Below are 17824 nucleotides of genomic sequence, written 5' to 3' on the forward strand. Positions count from 1 at the left end.
AAGAAACTGGGAGCTCCACGTAAATATGATGGCAAGGTTGACTGCCATGATTTGAGTCGTCTTAATTTTGTTAAAGAAATACAACCGGGAGTTTCATTATATACATTGGTAGTCTGGAGTTGTTGTTTAAATTGCCAAATTAGTTTGGCTTGTATCTCGGAGGTTCAAGCCGACGGGACAATCAAAAATGCTTTATTATTTAGCACTGATGTTCACTTACCCCCTGAGCAAATTGTTGAATATTATCAGGCTCGTTTTCAGATCGAATTTATTTTTCGTGATGCCAAGCAATTTACGGGATTGTCGGATTGTCAAGCTCGTCATTTACCACGGCTTGATTTTCATTTTAATGCCAGTCTAATTGCCTTAAATTTAGCAAAACATGAACTCTCTAGTTGTCATTCATCTGCCAAGTCGTTTGTGTTTTCAATGGCTTCTTATAAACGGCTGGAATTCAATAAGCATCTAATTTGTACCTTTATTGATAAGTTAGATTTAGACCCAGATTTGATTTTAAACCATCCTAATCTTCCTTCAGTCTTGTCTTATGGTACTTTGGCTGCTTAAAAACTGTCCGGAGTATTGGTGTAAGATACTTTTTTTCGCAGGCTATCGAAGTTTAGTATTTTTAATTGTAGCAGCCTAAAAAGATAAGGACACAAAAAAATCAAGTTACGTAAATTTGCATTTGTTACCAAAACAGCATTTTTATATGCTTATATAACTGATTAAACAACCAGCATATCGCGATTTAACAGTTTTATTGATAAGATTAGGCAACATGGCATCTAGAAAAATAAAATCAATTAAGAACAAAACCATTGAAGTAGATGGCATCCGCTTTGAAACTTTAGTGCCAGAGCGCGAGGTACTAATTCCTACTAAAGACGGTGACACAACTCCCGTAAAATTTGGGATTCGCGTCACCAACCTTTCGACAATTCCCTATCGCTTTAAATTCTTTGGATTGATGCCAGAACTTCAAGATGCCAAGGGGAAAGTAATAGAGCGTACTTGGGGCGTAAATGGCGTCAAAGCCCCGCAAAAAGCCGATTTTATATTAGCTATGCCAAACGAAAGTTTGACCTTCTTTGTAGAAGGCGAGTTGTACTGCTATCAAGACAAGTTTGGACTCAGAGGCTATGAAAGTTCTGGCGGTGTTTGGACTTTTCGCACCCTCAATCCAGTTAAATATCAAGTTCGGTTCACTTATGAAAATCAAAACGCTGTGAGAAAAATCCTTTATGGAGGAACTGTGCAAGGATTGTGGACGGGAAAGGCATCTACACCTTGGGAGGAGTTCCGCCTAGTCTATTGATGAATTGAAATCAAAATTAAGTCGATCGACCGCCAACCATTATCAGTATATATGCGGTTGTCAAATTCATATTCAAGTGCAACTTAGTGGTTTTATTGCAGAGTGTCAGCAAACTATCACCTCAAAAATCAGTATTTTTACCGTTTCAACATTAATATAACCGCTCTAGTATATAGTCTTATAGTTAATAAGTCACTTTCAGAAAGCAAGGCAGCTTATCGCGATCGCATGTTGTAAGGTCGATCTCACATCGCAGCCCGTTTTAAGGATTTTGAATTAGCATAAGAGGAGAACAAACGTGACATATAGTGAATGTGAGGACAGTGATGCAGTAGAAGTGGATGGTATCTGCTTTGAAACGTTAGTACCAGAACGAGTTTTAACTATTTCCAACAAAGAAAATGTTAAAACCTCAATTCAGTTTGGGATTCGCGTTACCAACAAAACGTCAACTCCCTATCGCTTTATCTTCTTTTACTTGCTACCCGAACTTCAGAGAGAGGACGGTCAATCAGTAAAACTAGCCTATGCTAGAAATGTCACTAAAGCACCCTCAGAGTCGGATTTTTTGTTAGCTAATCCAGGGGAGAGCTTGACCTCTTTTATCGATGCTAAGTTTTCCTGGTACGATTATAAACTTCGGATCGGAGGTTATGCGAGAGATGGGGGTGTTTGGCATTTTGACAATCTTAAGCTGGGTACATACCGAATTCGGTTTACATATCAAAATCTATCCGCCGTCAAACGACTTTACCGTGGCAAAACTATAGAAGGGCTTTGGACAGGCTTGGTATCTACTCCCTTTGCAGTGTTTTCTCTAGTCGGTGCTGCGAGCTGATTAAAAATTCTCTGGCTTTTTAATGTTCACATAATAGTAAAAACAATCAAAAAAATGCTGAAACTACAACGTACAATTGCTTTCTTTGCAACAACCTTGTTAGTTGGAAGTAACAGTCAGGTTAGCGTAGCTTTTACTATTAAATTTCCCCCACCCATCAGATTCTTATATTCCCTATGTTCCCTACAATGAAAAAAATTATGAGGGCGAGGTCTGGCTGGTGCCTCCAGAAAGTATCGAAAGAGGAGGGACTACAGGGCGAACGCATCTAAATTTCATGTTAACAGAATCTGGTATATTGGAGAAGAATTATTGAGTAACTACAAAACATTTAATTAGGGTTTACCTGTATGAAACTCAAACCTAAAATCACGATTGCCGACCATTTTGCCGACTTAGAAGATCCCAGAATTGAGCGGACGAAACATCATCAATTAATTGACATTATCACCATCTCAATTTGTGCCGTGATTTGCGGTGCTGATACATGGGTGGATATTGAAAGTTACGGGCGAGCTAAATACGAATGGTTAAAAAAACATTTAGAATTGCCGAATGGCATACCTTCACATGATACAATTGCGCGAGTATTTTCTCGGCTAAAACCGGAGCAATTTCAGAAATGTTTTTTGAGTTGGATTCAATCTATTAGTTGCTTCAATCCTGGAGAAGTAATCGCAATTGATGGCAAAAGTCTTCGCCATTCTTACTCAGGGGGAGGAGATAAAAAAGCAATTCATATGGTCAGTGCTTGGGCGACGAGTCAAAGATTAGTTTTAGGACAAGTTAAGGTTGATAAAAAGTCTAATGAAATCACAGCTATTCCGGCTTTACTCAAAGTATTAGAATTGAATGGAAGCATTGTCAGCATTGATGCTATGGGCTGTCAGAGGTCAATTGTGAAGTCAATTGTCGAACAAAAAGGAGATTATGTAATCACCTTAAAAAAGAACCAACTATCCCTGTATGCCTTCGTCGAAAGAGTTGTTTAAACAAGCAATTAGACAAGGATTTTCGGGATTTACACATACAGCTCATTCGACGAAGAAAGAGAATAATCACGGTCGCTCAGAAATCAGACATTACAACCATGTTAAGTGACATCAAAGAGCTGATAGATCCCGACAATCAATGGGAGAAGCTTCATAGTATAGGTCTGATAGAATCCGTGAGAATAGTGAAAGGAAAAACAACTATTGAAACTCGTTATTATATTAGTAGTTTACCAAATAATGCTCAAAAATTTGGTGAATCAGTCCGCAGCCATTGGGGAATTGAAAATTCTTTACATTGGGTGTTAGATGTGGGTTTTCGTGAAGATGAGTGTCGGATTAGAAAAGATAATGCTCCGCAAAATTTTGCTATTCTTAGACACATCTCGCTCAATCTTTTGAATCAAGAGAAAACTTCAAAAACTGGAGCAAAAAATAAGCGACTTCGAGCCGGGTGGGATGATGACTATTTGACCAAGATTCTCGCTGTTGCAGTTAACTAAATCCTCACGAATAACTCATTACTAACTATTATACAACTTGTCAACAGTGGTTGTAATAGTTTTATTGTCTCAAAATTAGCAGAAGCGTAAAAACCACCATTAATCAGTTACTGTTTTCTTACTAAAGTCATTACAAAGCGTGTCTGTAGCTTCTTTGAATGGTGAATTTATCTCAAAATATACTCACCACTGATGAACAGTGTTCAATAAGATGCGTTCCCCCTGGGAGGGACTAATGAGCTTCTGCAATTGCTAAACGATTTTTCTACTAATAAACATGGAGGACAATGGCAATTTGAGAAGGCAGAGAATGACTTACAGGGTCGTTTCGAGCTGAAGTCTTACTATGCTTGTGGACCTAGAACTGATTGTGGGAAGGAACTTGATGAGCCTTATCTAGGGGGAGTTGGAGCTTTTTTAGAATTAGAGTATCATCCGGTTATAGGTGCTGACCCCATACCCGACCCCACCAATATAACTAGAAATGTTCAATGGATTCAACGAGTGAAGAGCAACCATAGCCTTAACCCTGACGAACATGGGCTTATTGAAGATATTTTAGACATTAATATTGGGCAAAAAACTCCATACTATTCTGGTGTTGCGGGTAATGGACTAGCTATAGGTATACCACCTACCCCATATAGATTTTTCGTAGATGCACCCTACAGGAATGACCCCTTAAATAACCATACCTGGAATGCTTTTCTCTATTTAGTTGAAGAAACTACACCTCTAGGAAGCTCAACAAGGACAGCCACGATCTATAACGGGATCAAATGGGGTTGGAGAAACAACCGTCGTCGTAAATCATCTAAAAACTTCACCGGCACCCTAGCCTCCGGCTCTCAAGTAGACAGATACAAGTTAGACGGGCTTGCTCCCGGCTCAAAATACAGAGCATGGACAAACAACGACCTCCCCTCAAATCGCTGCAACCCCAACACATTCTTAAGCACTGACAATGACTCAGGTTTTCAGCTAGGATTTGACGACGACAGTAGCCCTGTAGGAAATGGCTTTGCCTCCGCACTAACTGGTACTGTGGGCAGTAGCGGCAATATCAACCTCGATGTCCGTGCTGCTGGTGGAGGTGCTCGCGGTCAAGACACAGGCAATTACGAGCTTTTTGTTGATGTTTACGACCCACAAGAATCGCCAGATTTTAGCGTAGCAAGTAGTGGCGGCGGCGGATTCGGAAAAGAAAAGCGGGGCCTGACACAGCAAAACCCCATCCTTCCCAATTCTATCCAAAACGGCTGGCAAGTCTTCAACAAAGTTCCCGGCTGTCGCTGGTTTGACCCTCCAACTACTTACGGCTTTGAATTCCAGTCTTTGGAAGACACTTTATTTACTGAAATTCTCGATTTTCCTGCGGGCGATGACCAGGAGTTTACTGTTGCAGTAGGAGATTCGATACTCGGTAATTTCAGTCCGGGAGATAAATTAGACTTTGTTTCTTTGTTGGGTTATCCAGTAGACAAGTTTAGAATCACTGGGATTGATTCATTATTTGGCGAAACAGCAGAAACAGCATTTCCAATTCAATTAGCTTTTCAGGAACGGGAAGGAAGTTTCAAGATGCGGCAAATTTCCAAGCCAATTGATGCGGAAGCTGTACCGGAACCGGGGAGTATTTTGGCGGCTAAGGGAATGCTGCTGTGGTTCGCTGGGATGCGGCATATTTTGCGAAAAAAGCGGCAGGCTGGATAATTTTTATAGACCCTAATATCCAGACCGGGGCGGGTTTTTGAGATTGTCAATTATTAGCAGATATTGTTGGTGAACCCGCCCCTACAGGAATCACTATCGAATGAGCCTAATATCCAAACCGGGGCGGGTTTTTGAGATTGTCAATTATTAGCAGATATTGTTGGTGAACCCGCCCCTACAGGAATCACTATCGAATGAACTGAAGATGCTGCGATTGCTTCGATTCGCTGGCACTGACACAAAGCTCGCAATTATTACACAACTATATTTCAGATGAAAAATCTTTACACTTTGCTATATGCTTTCAGTCTCATTCTCATCAACCCTTGGGGAGGCAGCCGCGGCGAAATTTGGACGCAGCCTAAAGTTTTTGTTGTCCTGCTGATTGTGCTTTCAAATTTATCATTTTTATGGGAAGAAAGGAAACTTTTAACTTTTTCCCGGCAGTGGAAAATCTGCCTGATTTTGTGGGGAGTGTTTTTGACTGTGGGAGCGATTTCTACCCTCAACAGTCCTTTCCCGGAGCGTTCTTTTTGGGGACAAGACCAAATGGGAGACGGCTGGCTGTACTGGCTGTTAATTTCTATTTTTAGCCTCACCAATAGGCTGCTGTTAAAACTGCATCCAGAATTGTTTGGCTGTCAAATACGGGGTTTGCTGATAGGAGGTGCGGTTGTAGCTATTAGCGTTTTTCCGCAAGTTTTCAACTGGCAAATTGATTATACAGCAACGAACGGTCAGTCGATCGCACATGATGTTTTGGCTAGCACGATTTTTCGGGGACAGCAGCCGATCGCACTTTTCTCGCACCGCGGCCACGCAGCTATAGTATTGACTCTGACAGCCGTTATTTGTGCGGTAGCTTGGAAGTGGAAATTAATTAGCGATCGCACTTCCACTCTCGCTTTATTTCTCATTCTCCCCGCTTTGCTATTTACCAACACTCGCACAGCAGTTTTATCTTTAATAATAGCAATATTTTACTTATTGGGACGGCAATATTACAAACAATTAATTCCTGGTATTTTTATTGGTTTGCTGGCCATTAGTGCGATGACTTTTACGCTAACCTCTGGACTGGAATCGAGTATCTGTTGCACAAGTAATGTCCAGCCGATCGCCCTTGTGGGAAATTTCCGTGCGCGGGATTCAAAAACGACCTCTCTTTGGCTGGGGTTTTAACGGATTTGGCATCGCATATCCTTTCGTCGCCACTCCCAATAAGGTTCCTGAAATTGTGAATTTAGGTCAGTTTTCTTATGATTATATGGCCCCAAACGGACAGGTTCGCACTGAAAAAATACCGAGTTATAAAGCTCACAATTGGATTTTAGATACTGCTATTTCTACAGGCATTCTGGGACTAATCGCTGCTGTTGCTTTGTGGGGATATTGCTTGAAATGCGCGATCGCGCCCCCAAATACCGATTTATCAGCAGTGGCGATCGGCTATTTAACTTTCATTCTGGCTTGGTTTGAGTGCGCTCAATACGCGCAGGTGCTTTGGTTAGCGCTAGATGGCTCCGAATCGAGTTTTCCGAGTCCAAAACTCTCAATCCTGCAATAATAGTCGGCTTTTATCTTGCACCCACCGCTAACAAATGATATTATTATAAGTCTGCCTGCAATTAAAACCTCAGCCAAAAATTAAAAATCGTACCCGTAACAAAAACTCTTAAAAAAATTAGATTGCCAAAAAAGTCATGCTCGATACTCCACATCTAGGGCTGACCCCCCAAGTCCCACTCCTATCGGTAGCGTTTTGATACTTGTATCTGGCTGAGCCGGAAAACTCAGTACAAATTTTTGCCTCGTAATTTTTAGCTGAAAGGATTAACATATAAGGGTGACAGAACATTATCATCCCCTAAACTCATTAAAAGATGGCCATTGGTTCAAGCTGATCTGTGGGGCGAGCTTTCAGCACCTACCGGCTGTACGGAATCTCACCTTGGCTTACACCTTAGCAGGCGCTGACTGTATCGATGTCGCGGCAGATCCCGCCGCCGTCGCCGCAGCGAAAGAAGCCCTACAAGTGGCCAGCGACTTACAGGCAAGAACTCAAAACCGCAGGTTTGGCGGCAAAGGGTTGCCGTTGCTGATGGTGAGTTTAAACGATGGGGAAGACCCGCATTTTCGCAAAGCCGAATTCAACCCAGCCGATTGTCCGGCGGACTGCTGGCGGCCGTGCGAAAAAATATGTCCAGCCGAAGCAATAGTTTTTCAGAGTGCTGGCAGTGGTTTTTCCGGGGTGATAGACCAGCAATGCTATGGCTGCGGTCGCTGTCTGCCGATTTGTCCGAGCCAACTGATTTATACTCGTTCTTACGTGTCTGCTCCCGCCGCGATCGCACCTTTAATCTTGCAATCCGGTGCGGACGCCCTAGAAATCCACACGCAAGTAGGCAGAGAGGCAGATTTTGCGCGACTTTGGTCGAGCATAGCTCCCTGGGTCGCTCAACTCAAGGTAATAGCAATTAGTTGCCCCGATGGAGACGGTTTGATTGATTATTTGCGGACACTGTATCAAATAATTTCCCCCCTTCCTTGTCCCCTAATTTGGCAAACGGACGGTAGGCCAATGAGCGGAGATATCGGAACAGGAACTACTAGAGCCGCGGTCAAACTCGGTCAAAAAGTTTTGGCTGCCCAGTTGCCGGGATACGTGCAACTTGCAGGCGGCACTAATGCTCACACTGTCAGCAAGCTGAGAGCCGAGGGACTGATCGGGGAGCATGGGAAAAATTTGTCAATTCCTGATGCCCCAAAAATTGCAGGTATAGCTTACGGCAGCTATGCCAGGGTTTTGCTATCGCCAATTTTAGAACAGTTAGAAACAATGCAGACCGATCGAGCCTATGCCGTTCCGGTGGCAGTCGCGCGGCCAGCAGCCGGAGTTCAAACATCTCGGCTACCTCAGCTCGAAGCCGTCCCAGAACTTCTCTCACAGGCCGTGAGTTTAGCTTGTTCTCTAGTTTCCCAGATCAAAGAATTTTAGTCATTGGGAATTGGGAATTGGGAATTGGGAATTGGGCATTGGGCATTGGTACTAATGACTAATGACTAATGACTAATGACTAATGACTAATGACTAATGACTAAAAAGTTGAAAACGTCACCGAACACATCGAGGCGAATGCAGATTACAGACGACCTCAACAAATTATTAGACATCGTGCCAGATGAGATCCGGCAGCCCTTAGAGCAGCACCCGCAGCGCAACAATCTCATTGAGATTGTCATGGATTTGGGCCGCCAACCTGAAGCTCGTTTTCCATCCTTGGCCGAACCTCTTTCCCAAACTCCGATTACCAAAGCACACCTCAACTATTGCATCGAGCGAGTCGGCCACTTCGGCGGCGACAATCGAGCCGGTATCGAGCAAACCCTGCACCGAATTAGCGCCCTTCGCAACCGCAGCGGCGAGATTATCGGCTTGACTTTGAGGGTGGGCCGCGCTGTGTTCGGGACGATCGGCATTATCCGCGATTTGGTGGAAACCGGTCAGTCAATTTTGATGCTCGGCCGCCCCGGTGTTGGCAAAACCACGGCCCTGCGGGAAATTGCCCGCGTGCTCGCCGATGACTTGGAAAAACGGGTGGTAATCATCGACACCTCCAACGAAATTGCCGGAGATGGAGATATTCCCCACCCAGCGATCGGCAGAGCTCGCAGAATGCAAGTTTCCCGTCCCGAACTCCAGCACCAAGTCATGATCGAAGCAGTGGAAAACCATATGCCGGAAGTGATCGTGATTGATGAAATCGGCACGGAGCTCGAAGCTTTGGCGGCTCGGACGATCGCCGAAAGGGGCGTGCAGTTGGTAGGTACCGCCCACGGGAACCGGATCGAAAACTTGATGAAAAACCCGACTCTGGCAGATTTAATTGGGGGCATCCAAGCGGTGACGCTGGGAGATGACGAAGCAAGACGGCGCGGTTCTCAAAAGACGGTTTTGGAGCGCAAAGCACCGCCAACTTTTGAAATTGCCATCGAAATGCTGGAACGCCAGCGCTGGGTAATCCACGAGCGAGTTGCAGATTCGATCGACACTCTGCTGCGGGGACGCGAACCGAGCCAGCAAATCAGAAGCGTCAGCGAGACGGGAGAAGTAATTATCGAGCGCGAGTCCGCCGCTCCCCCCGCCCGGTTTCCGGGAATCGCAGCTTCCAGCGGCCCGGCTGCGGTATCGGCAATCCGGCCCGTCACACCGCTCTCTGGCTGGCGGAGTGCTGGCAAAATGGTGCCGATGCCCGCTCAAGGCGAGAACTTCGCTGCTAAAAGCGCACCGGTTGCTGAGACTCGGTATTTCGAGCAACTGCTCGAAGAATCCCTGTCCGTCGAGCCGGTACCCAAGGCCGGACGCTATTCCCATAATGTCGGCCCTAACGGCGAAGATTTGCCCCTCCACGTTTATCCTTACGGCATACCTCGCCACCAGCTCGAACAGGTGATTTCGACGCTGAACCTGCCGGTACTGCTGACGAAGGATATTGAGAGTGCTGACGTGGTTGTGGCTTTGCGATCGAACGTTCGGAACCAGTCGAAATTGAGGCACTTGGCCAAAACTCGCCAAGTTCCCGTGCACACAATTAAGGCCGCCACTATTCCCCACGTAGCCAGAGCTTTGCGGCGCCTGTTGGACATGGATGACCCAGGCACCCCGGAAGTGGCAGACCTCGCCTTATTCGCCCGCAGCGGTTCTTCTGATGAGCTCGAAGCTCTCGAAGAAACGCGCTTAGCAGTCGAGCAAATTGTCATTCCGAAGGGACAGCCGGTGGAACTCCTGCCCCGTTCTCCCAACGTCCGCAAAATGCAGCACGAACTTGTGGAACACTATCACCTGAAATCCCACAGTTTTGGGGAAGAACCCAATCGCCGCCTGCGGATATATCCAGCTTAAAGTTGGAGATTGGTGCCTTTGAAGGCAGAAGGTGGAAGGCAGAAGGGATAATTTTTTCCAGGCTTCTGTCTTTTACCTTTTGCCTTTTTCCTTTAAGTAGCTGGCAAGTTTCTGATATGATATGCTGTGACACTGTTCTTGTTCAGGCGATCGGCTAAATTCCCGATTTCTAATTCCAAATTCCCCAATTCCCAATTCCCAATACTTCTACTACACGAGCTTACAAGTTCCCCAATTCCCAATAGTTCAGCTACGCACTTCCCTTCGGCTCCCTTCGGCTTTGCGAACCGACGAGCCGCAGGCTAGCAGCTAGGCTCAGCAAAAAATCAGCAACAGCTCAGTAAAAATTCCCAATTCTCCAATTATTAAAAGAATCTACCTGAGTGGACATGAATGATTCAATAATTCAGCTATTTATTAACTTAATTACTACTCAGATTGGTTTGCGAATTCGGTCGCAAGATCGTTCGGCTTTGTCTCACAAAATTTTGACTCGGATGAGAGCCAAAAAAATCTCCGAACCCGAAAAATATTATAAATTTTTAACAGCCCCAACTTGGGAAAGTAAAAATGAATGGGCAGAATTAGTATTGCTATTAACAACAATTGAAAGTTATTTCATGCGAGACAAAGGACAGTTTTCTCTGTTAAAGAGAGTAATTTTTCCTGAATTGATAGAGCAGAAAAGAAACTTGCACAAGACTTTGGGAATGCAGCCGACACTCCGAATCTGGAGTGCGGGCTGCTCTACCGGTGAAGAACCTTATTCTTTAGCTATTGTTTTAAAACAGTTGATTCCCGATTGGGAGCAATGGAAAATATTAATTTTAGGTACAGATATCAATGAAAAAGTAATCAAAAAAGCGCCCCAGGGAGTTTACAGTCATTGGTCGTTTCGCTTGGTTGAACCGCAGATACAAAAGCAGTATTTTCATCAGAGGCAAAATGATTGGGAAATTAATCTAGAATTGCGCGAAAGTGTCAACTTTAGTTGTGTAAATTTAATCACAGATGACTTTCCTAATATTTACCAAAATCTTTATAATATAGACTTAATTTTGTGTAGAAACGTTTTTGTGTATTTTGAACATAAATATATTGCACTGGTACTGAAAAAATTTTCCAATACCCTGAGACCTGGAGGATATTTAATGACCGGTCACGCTGAAGTTTACGGTCAAATTATGAACGAGTTTGAAGCCAAGATTTTTCCGGAGTCGGTGGTTTATCAGCGTCGGGAGGCATTACCGGAGGAAGGCGGTCAAATAGAGTCTAGGGTTGCAACGGTAGGGGAAGCCAACTCGGCATTTCGGGAATTCCCCAAAGCAGATACTATGGGCGATGATAGTGGTGAGTTGCTAACATGGGAAACGATGCCACCTAGTGTTACTACTAACAGCAATTTTCCTGAGATAGAGATGCCTCCGGTATTAAAAATAAGTAATCCGCTGGGGAAGATGCTGCCCTCTCCCTATCTGGAGGACGGCTTGCCGAACAATGCCGTGTCAGTTACAGAAAAAATACTAGCAGAAAATGCTCAAAATCAAACGTCTCAAATGCTAATCTTAGAGGCTAAAAAATCATTTAAAAATAAAGATTATACTGAGGCAATCAACAAGGCACAAGAGGCAATAGACTTGCAGGGACATAATTTTGAGGCTTATTATTTGATGGCTCAAGTTCAGGCAAATTCCGGCAATTATTCTCAGGCAATAGAATACTGTAATCGAGCTAGAAAAGTCGATCCAGGCTCAGTATTTACTGATTATTTACAAGCTCAAATTGCTGAAGAACAGGGGCAATTGGAAACAGCAAAGAAATTATTAAAGAGGACTATTTATATGTGTCCCTCTTTTGTGTCAGCCTATATAGAACTAGGGAATATATACAATAAAGAAGGTCAAGTAAAAAGAGCTCTTAAAATGTACAATTCATCTTGTGAAATCCTGAAAGCACTACCGCCAAACACTCCCATAGATTCACAGGGGAAAATGACAGCTAGTCAAGTGCTGATGAATGTTAAAAAAAAATTGTTAAGATTATACAGTAAAGAAACTGTACACTAAAATATGGAAACTAAACCGTATCTTATCTTTGAACAGAACGGTTTTCTCTGCGGTATAGAAGCCTGCTACGTTCGGGAAATTTTCTTTCTGCCGGAGTTGACAACAATTGCAGAAGCACCTCAAGATATTGTTGGGGCGATCGACCTTCGGGGCGAAATTCTGCCCGTGATGGATCTGAATCTCCGTTTTGGATACGTTTGGCAAGAGTATTCTGTGACAGATAGTACGATCGTCATAGAGTGGCAAGAATCGAAACTCGGTATAATTGTCAATCAAGTTCGCGAAGTTAAGGAACTCTCAGAAGATGCCATCACTCCGCAGCTATCTTACGGACGAGAGAATTCAGAAGCCTCTCATCATTTTGTAGCTGGACTGGCCCGCTGCGAAGACGATATTATCATGCTGCTGAATCTCGATCACTTAATTCGATATTCTCCCGAAAAGTTAGAGGAAATTTGGCCTGTTTCTCCAAGCAATGCAGGTAATGAAGAAAGAGGAGATGAGGCAGACAGGGAAAATTTACAGTGGCGAATAAATGCAAAATTGTTAGGCGCAAATCCTAAAATTTTGAGCAAGAGTCAAGTTTTTTGTCCACAGGCTACGCCGGAAGAAAAGGAAATTTTTAAATCGCGGGCTAATAATTTGAGGCGGCGAGGCGAGGAGGAAAATGATGCTGCAATTAATATGTCTTTGGCAGTGTTTGCTTTGAATGGCGAATACTTTGGTATTCATTTAGATCTAGTCCGCGAATTTACTGATATTAGCCAAGTAACTCCGGTTCCTTGCACTCCAGATCGCATAGTGGGAAATATAAATTTGCGGGGAGAAATTGTGACGCTAATTGATATTCGCAGTGCTTTAAATATGTCTTTCAATATGTCGGAGGCTGCCAATTATCTTTCTAAGGCGATCGTTGTTGAAGTGGCAGATTTGGTCGCTGGTATAGTTGTTGACGAAATATTAGATATTATATACTTAAATGTGTCGGAAATTGCTGCTGTTCCGGCAGCGCTGCATTCTGCCAACCGCGAATATCTACGGGGGACAGCTATTTACGGGAAAAAAATGATGGCTATTCTGAACTTGCAAAAACTCCTTACCAAAGGAGGACTTGTGGTTGATGAGGAGGTTTGAATCAACAAGTTATCTCAATTATATCAATTCCGGTTGCACAATCGAGATAATTGTTGACGTTTCACTGTTGACACTGGACGATTGACAGTGAGTCGAAAAGCTGAAAATTGGGCTGATATATGGAAGATACATATGGTGAGCACTTGACTCGACTTTACCACGACGATGCTAGCAGATTTTATCTTATATAGTGCGTCTAAATGAGTTGTAAAATTAAGGTATGTCCACTCCCCCCGTGCTTAAGCGGATCGGGGTAGGCACTCTTGCCACTAACCCTACCAATCTGTATAAATGATTTAGACTTGCTATATAGCAACCGCCAATACGGTGAGGAAGTTGTTCATGGCCCAAATCATTGATTTTATTGCTTCTTCCTTCTTTTTAACTTGCCATTCTACGCTCAGGGGGCCGATCGCGCCCTGAGCGTAACCGAATGGCGATCGGCTTTGCCTCCCCTGAGCGTAGTCAAAGGGAAGCGAGCCGAAGCGGCTTCTTCCTTCTTCCTTCAACATACGCTATACCAAATCCCCTCGCTTTTCAAGCCATATTGGACTAAAATTAAGGAGAAAAATATGTTTGCTAACTTAATAAAATTCAATATTAGAAAGAGAATGCTGCTTGCATATGTAGCGCCAGCAACTATATACTTGGGTTTTCCCGTGCTAGTTTATACAACCACTAATCAGGTATTGAGTAATTTTCAAGAAGTAGAAAGGATCGAAAATGTGATCAGACACACAAATAATATGTCTGCAGGTGCCGAGCAAATGGTACGGGGGTTGCGCGGGTATTTAATTAATAATAAAAATACGGACTTTTTAAATGATTTTCAAACAGGTTTAGAATTAGCTCGCCAGTCGGCTAATAGTGTTGAGTTAATGATCCAAAATCCTGAACAAAAAGAACGTTTAGAGAAGATGCTACAACTCTGCAACCAATATTATGAGAGTGCTAACGAAATGATGGTTTTTTTACAACAAAATAAGAGGGCGGAAGCCATGGCTATATTTAACACCGGAAAACAGACAAAATTTGTGAATGAATTTGTGGAAGTGAATAAGCAATTTCGCGACATTGAAGTAAATGCGATTAAGCAAGCCACCGCAAAAACGAAGGAATCTTTAGTTTTCTTGCTCTGGGCTGTGGTATTTGCTTCCGTACTTTTATTGGTGTTAGGTACTATTATAGCTGGGTTGATTTCGTCAGGAATTGCCCAAACTATCGATCGGGCCATTAGCTCGATCGCCACTTCTTCCACTGAGATTGCAGCCACCGTGGAAGAACAGGAACGCATGGCAAGTCAGCAAGCAGCTTCAGTAAATGAAACTACTACTACAATGGACGAATTGGGAGCATCTTCCAGGGCGACATCACAGCAGATAGAAACAGCCGTGGTTCAAGCAATGCAAGCTTTGAATTTAGCTGGAGGTGGCACAAAAGCTGTAGAACAAACTTTAGAAGCAATGGCCACTCTCAAAACTAAAGTTCAGGATATCCAAGGACAAATTATAGAGTTGAGCGAACAAACAGATCACATTGGTAATATCTCAACTGTAGTTAGCGATTTGGCTAATCAGACTAATATGTTAGCACTTAATGCTGCTGTGGAAGCCGTGCGGGCGGGGGAACATGGCAAGGGGTTTGGCGTGGTGGCGTCAGAAATTCGCAAACTTGCCGATCGCAGTAAAAAATCAGGAGCGCAAATTAATTTATTAGTTGCTGATATTCAAAAAGCGATTAACTCAACGGTAATGGTGACAGACGAAGGAACTAAAACTGTGGAATCGGGCGTGAATATTGCCTCAGAAACCGCAGTGGCATTTGCAGGAGTTGCCAATGCCATTAACAATGTGGTTTTGAGCTCTCAGCAAATTTCTCTGAATGCCAAACAGCAAGCGATCGCGATCGAACAGGTAGTGCAAGCTATGAACTCCCTCAATCAAGCGGCAGCCCAAACCGCTTGCGGTATCAGTCAAACTAAAGTCGGCACTCAAAAATTGAATGAAGCAGCCTTAGATTTGAAAGCAGTTTTGTAGGAGATCGATGAATTATGAGTAGTTCCCAAAAAATGCCCAATATATCCTTAAAAATTAAATCTATTGCTTTGGCGATCGGCATCCCTACAATTCCCGCGATATTAACGGGAGTAATAACTTGTTTCTGGGCAAATCAGAACCTAATCTCAAATCAGCAGTGTAGTTAGTTGTGATTTGTGAGTTATTATTTGGGAGTTGTTATTTTTTATTTACTACCAATTCCCAATTGCCTATACTTCGGCTACGCGAGCGTACAATTTTCCCATTCCCTATACTTAGACTATGCCAGCGTACAATTTCCCAATTCCCTATACTTAGACTATGCGAGCTTACAAGTTCCCAGTAACCAATTCTCCGTAACCAATGATGAACAAATTTTTCCAAAAAATGCAGCACCGACTGCTCCTCCTCCTAATTTTAAGTACCTTGATTCCAGTATCTCTGGTTGGTTGGTATGGCATTTCTTCTTCAACAGAAGCACTACAAAATTTAGCATTAATAACCCTTAGTGACAGTGTTAATTCCACCGCCAATCAAATGATTAACCAATTTGACAATCTGAGAGCCGATATTTTGTTTCTCCGCAAAACTCCCCCAGTTCAGGGAATGATTAGAGCTAGAGAAGGAAAGGGAGTAGACAAACAAACTAATTCAACTTATAAAGATTGGGTTTATCGAATGCAACTCACATTTTTATCGTTGATGGAAGCCAAGCCCTATTATATGCAATTGCGTTACATAGATAACAGCGGTAAGGAGATAGTCCGCGTAGATTCTGACGGCACAAATCTCCAAGTTATTCCAGATTCTCAACTACAAAATAAAGCAGACGCAGATTACTTTTCGGCAACTATGAAGCTAAAATCAGGAGAAGTCTATGTGTCTTCCTTAAATCTGAATGAGGAAAGGGGGAAAATAGAAATTCCTTACAAGCCAACCATTCGCTACGCCACTCCAATTTTTAATGCCAAAGGACAAAGACAAGGCTTTGTCATTACGAATGCTCTGGGTAGCACTCTGCTCGATATGGTTAAAAATTTTAATCCTGAACTATCAGACCAATCTTTTATCTTAAATCAAGATGGGTATTATCTGGCTCATCCCAATCCTCAAAAAGCATGGGGATTGGAACTCAAAACTAAGGAAAATATCAAAAATGATTATTCAGGAGACATTGTTGCTAAAATACTCTCAGGTGGCAAGGGAAATATTGACAAGACGGATCTAGTGATTAGCTATAATACAGTTTTTCCCAGCAAGGAAAATAAAAATAAATTTTTAGTAATTGTGGATACTTCACCCAAAAACTTGCTATTTTCTTCTATTGATTCTCTTCAAAAAATAGCAGCGTTTATTGCGATTGTTTCCCTGGCTGTGGTGCTGGGATTTGGCTGGTTTTTTTTGCAACAGATTGTTGCTCTCATTCGGGGGTTGATTTACCAAATATCGTCATTTTCACTGCAAATAGAATCTAATATGAATCGGCAAGAGCAAATAGCCGATCGGCAATTTGTCTCTGTCAATCAAACAACTATAACTCTTGAAAATTTGGGCAGATCTTCTCAGCAAACAGCCGAGCAAGCTGAGTCGGTTGCCGCTGCCGCTCGCCAAGCTTTAAATCTCGCCGAAGAAGGTACTAAAAAGGTAGATCAAACTCTCAATCAAATGCTGAATCTTAGAGAAGCTGTGGTGGCAATTTCTAAGCAAAATCATCGACTCGACGACAGCACGAGTCAGATTGGCAATATATCGACTCTCGCAAGTTTGGTTAGCGATTTAGCCAGCCAAACTAATATGCTGGCTCTCAACGCTGCTGTTGAAGCAGTCAGAGCCGGTGAGTACGGTAAAGGTTTTGCGGTGGTAGCAAGCGAAATTCGTAAGTTAGCAGATGAAAGCCAACAAGCAGCACAAAAGATTAATGGTATTGTTCCAGAAATTAAGGGCGCGATCGACTCAACGGTGAAAGCAACTGAAGATAGTCGCAAAACGGTTGCAGAAGGGGTGAAAACAGCACAAGATACGGCCGAAGCTTTTACGGGTGTGAGGGAAGCTTGCAATCTGGTGTTTGCTAGCAACCAGCAAATTTCATTTAATGTTAAACAGCAGGCGAGCGCAATTCAGCAAGTAGGTGATGCCATGAGTTCTATGAAGGAATCTGCGTCTCAAACAGTCAGCGGCATTAATCAAGTTAAAATCGGTACTCAACAACTCACAGAAGCTGCATTTAATCTTAAAAAAGTAGTGTAGTCATTAGTCATTAGTCATTAGTCATTAGTCATTAGTCATTAGTCATTAGTCATTAGTCATTAGTCATTAGTCAT

General features: G+C 43.1%; 13 protein-coding genes and 1 pseudogene. 13 read left to right on the plus strand and 1 reads right to left on the minus strand.

The features are described from left to right. From QUB11_RS29010 to QUB11_RS29060, 11 genes and pseudogenes are all read left to right on the plus strand, one after another. The coding region (locus QUB11_RS29010) for a transposase (RefSeq protein ID WP_333392366.1) at positions 1-567 on the plus strand (567 nt) is incomplete at its 5' end. 214 nt (positions 568-781) lie between these two features. After that, a complete protein-coding gene (locus QUB11_RS29015) occupies positions 782-1318 on the plus strand; it encodes a hypothetical protein (RefSeq protein WP_333392368.1) in 537 nt (178 codons plus the stop codon). Positions 1319-1616: 298 nt separating this feature from the next. Next, positions 1617-2156 carry a hypothetical protein gene (locus QUB11_RS29020; RefSeq protein WP_333392370.1) on the plus strand — a complete coding sequence of 180 codons (540 nt, stop codon included), beginning with the start codon at positions 1617-1619 and terminating at the stop codon, positions 2154-2156. Between the two features lie 350 nt (positions 2157-2506). Beyond that, a pseudogene (locus QUB11_RS29025) lies at positions 2507-3651 on the plus strand (ISAs1 family transposase). 249 nt (positions 3652-3900) lie between these two features. Further along, a complete protein-coding gene (locus QUB11_RS29030; protein ID WP_333392373.1) occupies positions 3901-5364 on the plus strand; it encodes a hypothetical protein in 1464 nt (487 codons plus the stop codon). Between the two features lie 273 nt (positions 5365-5637). Beyond that, positions 5638-6546, plus strand: a complete 909-nt coding sequence (locus QUB11_RS29035) for a hypothetical protein (protein WP_333392375.1) — start codon at positions 5638-5640, stop codon at positions 6544-6546. Further along, a complete protein-coding gene (locus QUB11_RS29040; RefSeq protein ID WP_333392378.1) occupies positions 6470-6931 on the plus strand; it encodes an O-antigen ligase family protein in 462 nt (153 codons plus the stop codon). The genes QUB11_RS29035 and QUB11_RS29040 overlap by 77 nt, the downstream gene beginning before the upstream one ends. 279 nt (positions 6932-7210) lie before the next feature. Continuing rightward, complete coding sequence (gene ldpA / locus QUB11_RS29045; RefSeq protein WP_333392379.1) at positions 7211-8362, plus strand: circadian clock protein LdpA; 1152 nt, start codon at positions 7211-7213, stop codon at positions 8360-8362. 138 nt (positions 8363-8500) lie between these two features. Next, positions 8501-10267, plus strand: coding sequence for a R3H domain-containing nucleic acid-binding protein (locus QUB11_RS29050; RefSeq protein ID WP_333392381.1), 1767 nt, complete (start codon positions 8501-8503; stop codon positions 10265-10267). A gap of 389 nt (positions 10268-10656) precedes the next feature. Beyond that, positions 10657-12333, plus strand: coding sequence for a CheR family methyltransferase (locus QUB11_RS29055; protein WP_333392383.1), 1677 nt, complete (start codon positions 10657-10659; stop codon positions 12331-12333). Positions 12334-12336: 3 nt separating this feature from the next. Further along, positions 12337-13467 carry a chemotaxis protein CheW gene (locus QUB11_RS29060; protein WP_333392385.1) on the plus strand — a complete coding sequence of 377 codons (1131 nt, stop codon included), beginning with the start codon at positions 12337-12339 and terminating at the stop codon, positions 13465-13467. Between the two features lie 305 nt (positions 13468-13772). On the opposite strand, the gene QUB11_RS29065 is transcribed toward QUB11_RS29060, so the two are convergent. Beyond that, on the minus strand, positions 13773-13979 hold the full coding sequence (locus QUB11_RS29065; RefSeq protein ID WP_333392387.1) for a hypothetical protein: 207 nt from the start codon (positions 13977-13979) through the stop codon (positions 13773-13775). A gap of 99 nt (positions 13980-14078) precedes the next feature. Here QUB11_RS29065 and QUB11_RS29070 point away from each other — a divergent pair, with 99 nt between their 5' ends. Both QUB11_RS29070 and QUB11_RS29075 read left to right on the plus strand, forming a co-directional pair. Further along, positions 14079-15503, plus strand: a complete 1425-nt coding sequence (locus tag QUB11_RS29070; protein ID WP_333392389.1) for a methyl-accepting chemotaxis protein — start codon at positions 14079-14081, stop codon at positions 15501-15503. Positions 15504-15866: 363 nt separating this feature from the next. Beyond that, positions 15867-17750: a methyl-accepting chemotaxis protein gene (locus QUB11_RS29075; protein WP_333392391.1), complete on the plus strand. Its 1884-nt coding sequence runs from the start codon at positions 15867-15869 to the stop codon at positions 17748-17750. The last annotated feature ends 74 nt before the right edge of the window (positions 17751-17824 follow it).

The organism is Microcoleus sp. B6-A1 (genome assembly GCF_036705085.1).
GTDB lineage: Bacteria > Cyanobacteriota > Cyanobacteriia > Cyanobacteriales > Microcoleaceae > Microcoleus.